Annotated in this window: 10 protein-coding genes and 2 tRNA genes; 8 read left to right on the top strand and 4 right to left on the bottom strand. The window is 55.3% G+C overall.

Going from position 1 to position 8,798, the window contains the following annotated elements; genetic code table 11:
- Positions 1-159: 159 nt before the first annotated feature.
- Positions 160-813: a response regulator gene (locus ACXAF0_RS15990; protein ID WP_475346833.1), complete on the bottom strand. Its 654-nt coding sequence runs from the start codon at positions 811-813 to the stop codon at positions 160-162.
- 293 nt (positions 814-1,106) lie between these two features.
- Positions 1,107-1,850 (bottom strand): putative metalloprotease CJM1_0395 family protein, encoded by a 744-nt coding sequence (locus ACXAF0_RS15985; RefSeq protein WP_475346832.1) that lies wholly within the window; start codon positions 1,848-1,850, stop codon positions 1,107-1,109.
- 234 nt (positions 1,851-2,084) lie between these two features.
- Here ACXAF0_RS15985 and ACXAF0_RS15980 point away from each other — a divergent pair, with 234 nt between their 5' ends.
- Complete coding sequence (locus ACXAF0_RS15980; protein ID WP_475346831.1) at positions 2,085-3,116, top strand: NAD-dependent epimerase; 1,032 nt, start codon at positions 2,085-2,087, stop codon at positions 3,114-3,116.
- Between the two features lie 113 nt (positions 3,117-3,229).
- Here the strand turns inward: ACXAF0_RS15980 and ACXAF0_RS15975 are convergent.
- Positions 3,230-3,304: transfer RNA gene (locus ACXAF0_RS15975), tRNA-Thr, on the bottom strand.
- 27 nt (positions 3,305-3,331) lie between these two features.
- Positions 3,332-3,406 (bottom strand) — tRNA-Thr (locus ACXAF0_RS15970).
- 199 nt (positions 3,407-3,605) lie between these two features.
- Between ACXAF0_RS15970 and ACXAF0_RS15965 the strand changes: the two genes are divergently transcribed.
- The 7 genes from ACXAF0_RS15965 to ACXAF0_RS15935 all read left to right on the top strand — a co-directional run bounded on the left by ACXAF0_RS15965 (position 3,606) and on the right by ACXAF0_RS15935 (position 8,790).
- Positions 3,606-3,767: a hypothetical protein gene (locus tag ACXAF0_RS15965; RefSeq protein WP_475346830.1), complete on the top strand. Its 162-nt coding sequence runs from the start codon at positions 3,606-3,608 to the stop codon at positions 3,765-3,767.
- Positions 3,768-3,897: 130 nt separating this feature from the next.
- Positions 3,898-4,452, top strand: a complete 555-nt coding sequence (gene dcd, locus ACXAF0_RS15960; protein ID WP_475346829.1) for a dCTP deaminase — start codon at positions 3,898-3,900, stop codon at positions 4,450-4,452.
- Between the two features lie 81 nt (positions 4,453-4,533).
- Entirely contained in the window at positions 4,534-5,826 is a 1,293-nt protein-coding gene (gene murA, locus ACXAF0_RS15955; protein WP_475346828.1) for a UDP-N-acetylglucosamine 1-carboxyvinyltransferase, read from the top strand.
- A 46-nt stretch (positions 5,827-5,872) separates the two neighbouring features.
- Positions 5,873-6,532, top strand: coding sequence for an ATP phosphoribosyltransferase (hisG, locus tag ACXAF0_RS15950; protein WP_475346827.1), 660 nt, complete (start codon positions 5,873-5,875; stop codon positions 6,530-6,532).
- Positions 6,522-7,817 (top strand): histidinol dehydrogenase, encoded by a 1,296-nt coding sequence (gene hisD, locus ACXAF0_RS15945; RefSeq protein ID WP_475346826.1) that lies wholly within the window; start codon positions 6,522-6,524, stop codon positions 7,815-7,817. The genes hisG and hisD overlap by 11 nt, the downstream gene beginning before the upstream one ends.
- Before the next feature lie 43 nt (positions 7,818-7,860).
- Positions 7,861-8,337: a UPF0262 family protein gene (locus tag ACXAF0_RS15940; protein WP_033068466.1), complete on the top strand. Its 477-nt coding sequence runs from the start codon at positions 7,861-7,863 to the stop codon at positions 8,335-8,337.
- 6 nt (positions 8,338-8,343) lie between these two features.
- A complete protein-coding gene (locus ACXAF0_RS15935) occupies positions 8,344-8,790 on the top strand; it encodes an arsenate reductase ArsC (RefSeq protein WP_475346825.1) in 447 nt (148 codons plus the stop codon).
- Positions 8,791-8,798: the final 8 nt, after the last annotated feature.

Below are 8,798 nucleotides of genomic sequence, written 5' to 3'. Positions count from 1 at the left end.
GCCCGCAAGGGCTCAACCGCTCTGTGCTCCGTGAACGGGTGGTGGCCACCACCCGTTCAAACAAAAGAGGCAGAAGGATCATAACAAATCCTTCTGCCTCTCAATGTATAAGCCCGGCAGATTGCCGGGCTTTGATCTTTTGGCCGTGATTGGTTGCGATCAGGCTTCCCAGCCCAACTGCATGGCAATCTTGACTGCTTGTGTGCGGTTGGCTGCGCCAAGCTTCTTGAAAATGCCCGTCAGGTGTACCTTCACCGTGATCTCACGGACCGTCAGCTGTTTGGCGATTTCCTTGTTTGACAAGCCTTTGGTCAGAAGACCGAGAACTTCACGTTCACGGTTGGTCAACTGACGCAGGGGATTGTCAGGTGCGAGACCTTCAAGATCAATCTCGCCCGGGCGAATTTGCGTGCCATCGTCTTCAAGCAATGCGGACGGAATGTACTTTTCGCCCGACAGGATCAAGCGCAGAGCGTTGATCAGGGATTTGCCTGAAAGCGTCTTGGGCAGGTAGCCAGACGCACCATGTTCGAGCGCATTCAGAACGTCGCTGCGTTTGACTGAACCCGAGAGAATGACCACCGGAATTTCCGGGTGCTTCTGACGCATGACGGTCAAACCGGACAATCCATTCATGCCGGGCATGTTCAAATCAAGGATTGTCAAATCGACATTGCCTTCTCCGTCCACGACGGCAAGTGCTTCTGCGAAGTCTTTCGCCTGCGCGACTTCAACTTCCGGCGCTGCGAGTTTTAGGAAGGAAGTGATCCCGTCTCTGACGAGATCGTGATCGTCTGCTAGCAGGATGTTCATTTTTATGCCGTACCTGTTCTTGTCCAAAGCTCACTACAAAAAATGGGACGAGTGACCTCGGAAACGCGACCCGCAATAGCAATACGGTTTCGCGCGATTTTGATATTTTCAATCCAAGCGTCCCCCCCGGACGCGAGCGCAGCATTCAACAAAACCGTGTCCCTGTCAAACGGCAGGATAGTTTTTGATAGGCTTAGCTATCCATATGAATAGGTATCTCGACACAAGGGTAAGTGTTTTGCCGCATGTTGAATAGTATATCTGGAGGTCAGAAAGAACCGTGCGGGGCAAATTTACACGGTGATGGAGATGTTTTGCTGCGCATCGTTTCGAGCTGTGACACCGTTTTGCGCGGATTCTTTGGTAGTGTCGACGACGTCACTGCTATCGTTGGTTGCTCTTTGCAGGCTGGCCTGACGGAAGGCAGCCATATCGGCCCCTGACGGCGCATTGGGGGCAAGGGCTGCGTTCTGTAACGTTGCGAGCGCACGATCCCGGTCTGCGGCACTGCCAGAAGCCGAAATACTTACGTCAACATGTCCGCCGATGGCATATGCATTGCCGTCCGGACCAATTTGATAGGTATATTGCGGGGCAGAACCATAAGGACCTGCAGCGGCGGCATGTGCCTGTTCTTCTTGGCGAACAGCAGAATCCCGAGCGCGCAGCTGATTAACCACGGCTTCCTCAGCCGGATCAAGGTCACGTCCCGCAGAAACGCCATTCTGGTTGTTGTCGTTTTCCGCACTGGTGTCGCGCGCTTCGCGATACTCCGCACGGCTGACGCCACCAGCAACAGCCTGTGCTTCGGTCAAGGTACGCGGATCGACAATCCGTGTGCGGGATCCGTCGGACCCGGCACCGGTAATCGCGTAGGGTGAAGTGGATGCTGCGTTTGTGCTTTGGCGCTGGACTTCGACGGCTTCATATTCGGCCAAAACACGCCCATCAGCGGTTTGCGCGATTTCCCGAACATTCAGGATAACGCCCAGTCCGCCCCCAGTCGGCTTGGCTATGGTTTGACCAGCTGAAATCATGTGTCTTTACGTCGTAGTGCGCCTTGAAGCGACATGTGAACCAATCCAAACGTATCAGAAAGACTGTTCGGAGTCTCGGGTTGTAATGCCTTTGCGTTTATCTGGTGTCTTGCACCTCTGTTGTAAAGGTTGATGGCTTGCGTAATTGCACCCTTGCTGGTATCAAAATTCCCAAATTTTCCATGGGCGCGGCAAGCGTCTTGCAGTGCACTTTATTCAGGAATTTCGACGCGCATGTCCGACTTTATCATTCCGGCCAATGAAAAGGTACTTGTCACCGGTGCTGCCGGTTTTATCGGTTCCCATCTTTGCCTGAAATTGCTGGAGCAGGGGGCGACTGTCGTCGGGCTCGATAACGTCAATGACTATTACGATGTTAACCTGAAAGAGGCCCGCCTCGCACGCCTGGAAGGAAAGCCCGGTTACAAGTTCGTCCGCATGGACCTAGAAAACCGTGAAGGCATTGCTGATCTGTTCGCCACTGAAAAACCGACCTATGTGGTCAATCTAGCAGCCCAGGCTGGCGTGCGTTATTCGATCGAAAATCCGCACGCTTATATTGATGCGAACCTTGTTGGTTTCACGAATATCCTTGAAGGATGCCGCCACAACAATGTGAAGCACCTGGTCTACGCATCAAGCAGTTCGGTCTATGGCATGAATACGGAAATGCCATTTTCCGTGCACCACAACGTTGACCATCCGATCAGCCTCTATGCGGCGTCAAAAAAGGCCAACGAACTGATGGCGCACACGTATAGCCATCTTTATCGCCTGCCGACGACAGGTCTGCGCTTCTTTACTGTGTATGGTCCCTGGGGCCGTCCGGACATGGCATTGTTCCTGTTCACCAAGGCGATCCTTGAAGGCAAACCGATCAATGTCTTCAACGAAGGCAAGATGCGCCGCGATTTCACCTATATTGATGACATCGTCGAAGGCGTCTATCGCTGCATCTCGACGGTTGCCCAGCCCAACCCGGACTGGAATTCGGCCAAACCCGATCCTGCAACCAGCTCTGCACCTTACCGGGTGTTTAACATCGGCAATAACAGTCCGGTCGAGCTGATGTACATGATCGAGACGATCGAAAAGGCGCTTGGCAAGACGGCTGAGAAAAACATGCTGCCGATGCAGGATGGTGATGTTCCGGCAACCTATGCCGACGTCGATGCGCTGACAGATGCTGTCGGCTTCAAACCGGCCACATCGATTGAAACCGGCATCGGCAACTTCGTCGAGTGGTATCGCGCTTTCTACGGCTAGAAAGCGCGTCTTGCCACAAAGGGTAAGGCAACAAGCAGAAAATCAATGCCAAAGCATCTCGCATCATTCAAGGTGCGGGATCGCAACGATTGATCTGAAATCTATTTGGAAAATGGTGCTGCTGGGGAGATTTGAACTCCCGGCCTCTCCCTTACCAAGGGAGTGCTCTACCCCTGAGCTACAGCAGCCCGATAAACAGGCTGACCGGTGGGCAATGGTGCTGCTGGGGAGATTTGAACTCCCGGCCTCTCCCTTACCAAGGGAGTGCTCTACCCCTGAGCTACAGCAGCATGAGCCCTTGCGGTGCGGGCGGGTTATAGGCCACGTATCCGTAATTGGTCAAGCCTGAATTACGCGAAGTTTTTCGATTGTCTGCACATCGCGGCTTTTCGCCCTGTTTTCGTCAAGATCGGCTGTAATTTTTCGCGTGCTGTTTTATAACGGGCCAATTGATCAACCCGAAAATTCAGACGGAACCGTGACGACACCATGACTGCCAAGAAATCTGACATGCGCCCGGCCGTGAACGAGGAACGTTTGCAACGCGAAGCCGAAGCTCTGCGCGCCAATCTGGCCAAGCGCAAGCAACAGCAGCGCACACGCAAGAGCGACCAAAACGGATCGGGCAAGAGTGAAAAAAGCGACGACTGATCTCAGTCGTTCTCTTTTATCTCCAGGATTGGTGAAACGCGCATCGTTTGGTTGATCTTGGTGCCAACGGGCGGGTAAAACCGTGGGTGCTGAACGCGGTTGGGATTTTCGCAAAAACAGGGGTGACACTATGTCGGTAAGACCGGATCACTGGATACGCCAGATGGCGCAGGAAAAAGGCATGATCGAACCGTTCGTTGACGGTTTCAAACGTGACGGTGTGATTTCCTATGGCGTTAGTTCGTACGGCTATGACGCCCGCGTTGCCGACGATTTCAAGATTTTCACAAATGTCGACTCGGCTATTGTCGATCCCAAGGAATTTTCCGATGACGGGTTCGTCAACCGCAAGACCGATGTCTGTGTGATCCCGCCCAACAGCTTTGCGCTCGCGCGCACCGTCGAATATTTCCGCATCCCGCGTGACACGCTGGTGATCTGTCTGGGGAAATCGACCTATGCCCGTTGCGGCATCATCGTCAATGTCACGCCGCTTGAACCGGAATGGGAAGGGCATGTAACGCTGGAATTTTCCAATACAACACCGCTTCCCGCGCGCATCTATGCCAATGAAGGGGCCTGTCAGTTCATTTTCCTCAAGGCGGAAAGTGAATGCGATACCTCCTATGCGGATCGGGCAGGGAAATATATGGGCCAAAAAGGTGTCACATTGCCGCGCCTGTGATAAAGGGATGGCACAAATCTGGTGGTGAGCTGCCAAGACACGCGTTCGCTGTGCCAAAGCGCACAGCACAAAGAGGACTGAATGGACAAAATCAAGATTTCCGGTGGTCGCCGGCTGCAGGGCAAAATTGCAATCGGCGGTGCCAAAAATGCGGCTTTGCCCTTGATGGCAGCAGCCCTTCTGACAGATGAAACGCTGACCCTTTCGAACCTGCCGCATCTGGCAGATATCACCTCGATGGCCAACCTTTTGGCCCAGCACGGTGTCGCGTTGCATCTGAACGGGCATGCGCCCAATGGCGGGCATAATGGCCGTGTTCTGGAAATGACCGCGAAGGAAATCACCTCGACCACGGCACCGTACGATCTGGTGCGTAAAATGCGCGCGTCTGTTCTGGTGCTGGGCCCGATTGTCGCGCGCTGCGGTGTTGCGCGCGTGTCGTTGCCCGGTGGCTGCGCAATTGGTAACCGCCCGGTTGACCTGCATCTCAAGGCGCTTGAGGCCATGGGTGCAGAAATCCACCTGACGGAGGGCTATATCGAAGCCCGCGCACCCGAGGGCCTTAAGGGCGGACACATCCTGTTCCCGCAGGTCTCTGTTGGTGCGACGGAAAATGCCCTGATGGCAGCATCGCTTGCCGATGGTGTGGTGACGATTGGCAATGCGGCGCGTGAGCCCGAGGTTTCCGACCTGGCCCACTGCCTTGTCGCCATGGGTGCTGAGATCGAAGGCATTGGCACCGACACCCTGAAAGTTACCGGCAAACCGCGTTTGCATGGCGCAGAATACTCCGTCGTGCCGGACCGGATTGAAACCGGCACCTATGCGATTGCCGCCGCCATCACCGGCGGCGAAATCGAACTGACCGGCACGCGTCTTGAGCTGATCGACAGCCTTGTTGATGCGATGCGCGAAGCCGGTGTCGAGGTCGAAGAAACCGAAGACGGCATGAAAGTGCGCGGCAACCGGGCAACGCTTAAGGGCGTTGATGTCATGACCGAACCTTATCCGGGCTTCCCGACAGATATGCAGGCGCAGTTCATGGCGCTGATGTCGGTTGCCAATGGTGCCTCGATGATTACCGAGACGATTTTTGAAAACCGTTTCATGCATGTGCCGGAACTGAGCCGCATGGGCGCCGATGTCAACGTTCATGGTCGCTCGGCGATTGTACGCGGCTCTGCGAAACTGTCGGGGGCCGAGGTTATGGCGACCGATCTGCGTGCCTCGGTTTCGATGGTGCTTGCAGGCTTGGCAGCCGAGGGTGAGACGGTTATTAACCGTGTTTACCATCTTGACCGTGGTTATGAGCGGCTTGAAGAAAAACTAAGCTCCTGCGGGGCGCAGATCGAACGTGTCCGGGTTCCGGCCTGATATCAAGGCGACCGGATAACTGAAAAACGCGTAAGGCGATTGATTGATGAGTGACGAAAAGCTGGTGCTTGCCCTGCCCAAGGGGCGCATTCTTGACGAGGTGATGCCACTGGTGCGGTCCGCCGGGATCGAACCGGAAGCAGCATTTGATGATCCGAAATCCCGTGCGCTTCGGTTTGCCACCAATCATCCGCATATCGATATCATCCGCGTGCGCAGCTTTGACGTTGCGACCTTCGTGGCCTTTGGCGCGGCCCATATCGGTGTCTGTGGCAATGATGTCCTGATGGAATTCGATTACCCGGATATTTATGCGCCGCTGGATCTCAATATCGGGCATTGCCGGATTGCTGTCGCCGAACCCGAAGAAATGATCGAAGGCGATGATCCGTCGCGTTGGTCGCATGTTCGGGTCGCCACCAAATATCCCAACATCACCCGCACCCATTTCGCGAAGCGCGGCGTGCAGGCCGAATGCATCAAGCTGAATGGTGCGATGGAGCTTGCCCCGACACTTGGTCTGTGCCGGCGTATTGTTGACCTTGTCTCCACGGGCAATACGCTTAAGGCCAATGGTTTGCGCGAAATCGAGCATGTTGCGGATGTAACGTCGCGTCTGATCGTCAACCGCGCTGCGCTCAAAACCCGCCCGACCGAAATCCAGCCCTGGATTGACAGTTTCTCCGAGGTGCTCAATGACGCTTAAGCTCTCCATCACGGACAAAAGTTTTGAGGAAGATTTCGTCAAGCTTCTGGGCATGAAGCGGGAATCGGATGCCGATGTCGATACGGCGGTTGCCAACATCATTGCCGATGTCCGGTCGCGCGGCGACGAAGCCGTTTGCGAATATACCAACCGCTTTGACCGCCTGAACATCGATGCATCGGGTATGGTGGTGACCGCCGCCGAAGTTGATCTGGCCGTTGCCGATATTCATCCCGACCTTTTGAAATCGTTGGAACTGGCAGCAGAGCGCATTCGCGCCTACCACGAAAAGCAGATGCCAGCGGACGAGCGCTACACCGATGAAAGCGGTGTCGAGCTTGGCTGGCGCTGGCGGGCGGTGTCTGCCGCGGGCCTTTATGTGCCCGGTGGTTTGGCGTCCTATCCGTCATCGGTTCTGATGAATGCCATTCCGGCCAAGGTTGCCGGTGTGAAGCGCCTTGTCATGGTCGTGCCGACCCCGGATAACAAAATGAACCCGCTGGTTCTGGCAGCAGCCCACATCGCTGGCGTTGACGAGATTTACCGGATTGGCGGTGCACAGGCCGTTGCGGCCCTTGCCTATGGGACGGAAACCATCAAGCCGGTCGACAAGATCGTCGGTCCGGGTAATGCGTTTGTCGCCGCCGCCAAGCGCCGTGTATTTGGCCAAGTCGGCATTGATATGATCGCCGGTCCTTCGGAAATCCTTGTCGTTGCCGATGGCAGCAACGATGCAAGTTGGGTGGCCGCCGACCTTCTGTCACAAGCGGAACACGACCCGGTGGCACAATCCATTCTGATTACCGATGACGCAGGCTTTGCCGATCAGGTGCAGGTGGCGATTGATGCACATCTCGAAACGCTGCCGCGTGCAGAAATCGCCGGTGCAAGCTGGCGCGACTTTGGTGCAATTGTTTTGGTCGAAAATCTGTCGCAGGCTCCGGCCCTTGTGGATCGGATCGCGCCGGAACATCTGGAGCTGGCGGTAGACGACCCGGATGCACTGGCAGAAGACATTCACCATGCCGGTGCGATTTTCCTGGGCCGTTATACCCCCGAAGCCATTGGCGACTATGTTGCCGGGCCGAACCATGTCCTGCCAACGGCGCGTTCGGCGCGGTTCTCGTCCGGCCTTGGGGTCCTGGACTTCATCAAGCGGTCATCGCTGATCAAGTGCACACCCGAAAGTCTGGCAAAGATCGGCCCGGCCGCCATCGCCCTTGCAGAAAGCGAAGGTCTGCAGGCGCATGGACTTTCGGTGGCGATCCGCTCAAACCAGATGTAAGCTGTTGCGATGCAGCGTGTGAGGGGACCGGAGCGAGAGAGCCATGGCAGAAAACCAGTGTATTGCCGGTATCTATCTTGACGAGAAATACAAGGTACGGCGCCGTCCTGAGGTCGAGCACGAGCAGGCGGTGGCGATCTATGACCTGCTGGAAGAAAACCATTTCGAACCGGCTGGCGGGTTTGAAGGGCCGTATTCGGTCCATATGCGCATCGAGGATAACCGCATCTATATGGATGTGCGTGGCGATGACGATACCGAAAACCTGACCACTATTCCCGTGCCGCTTTCGCCGTTTCGCCGGATCGTCAAAGACTATTTCATGATCTGCGAAAGCTATTATGACGCCATCAAAAAGGCCAGTGCCGCCCAGATCGAAACCATCGATATGGCGCGCCGCGGCCTTCACAATGAAGGGTCCGAACAGCTGCGTGAACTTCTGACTGACAAGGTGACGATTGATGAAAACACGGCCCGTCGCCTGTTTACGCTGATTTGTGTCCTTCACATCCGGGGTTAAGGCACGGTGGCAGAAGAACTTCCCGGCTCGGTTCTTTTTGCCTGCAGCTACAATGCCGTGCGTTCGGTAATGGCTGCTGCCCTGATGCGTCACTATCACGGAACCCGCATCTATGTTGAAAGCTGCGGGGTACGTGCTGGCGACCTTGATGGGTTTGCTGTCACGGTGATGGAGGAAATCGGCCTTGATATTTCCTCATACAATTCAAAAACCTTTGATCAGCTTGAAGACGGCTTTTTTGATCTGATCATCACCATGTCCCCAGAAGCCCAGCACCGTGCGGTTGAAATGACCCGCACCATGGCCTGTGATGTGGAATTCTGGAATACATTTGATGCCACGATTGTCGAAGGTTCGCGTGAAACCCGCCTGGAAGCCTATCGCCAAGTGCGCGATCAGATCAAAAAACGCATTCTCGATCGTTTTCCAATCGGACCCTCTCCAAAAGTGTGACCGCTTGG

Source organism: Thalassospira sp. ABD4_177 (assembly GCF_056160125.1).
The sequence above is the reverse complement of the archived record's forward strand: the minus strand, read 5'-3'. Positions and strand labels throughout refer to the sequence as shown.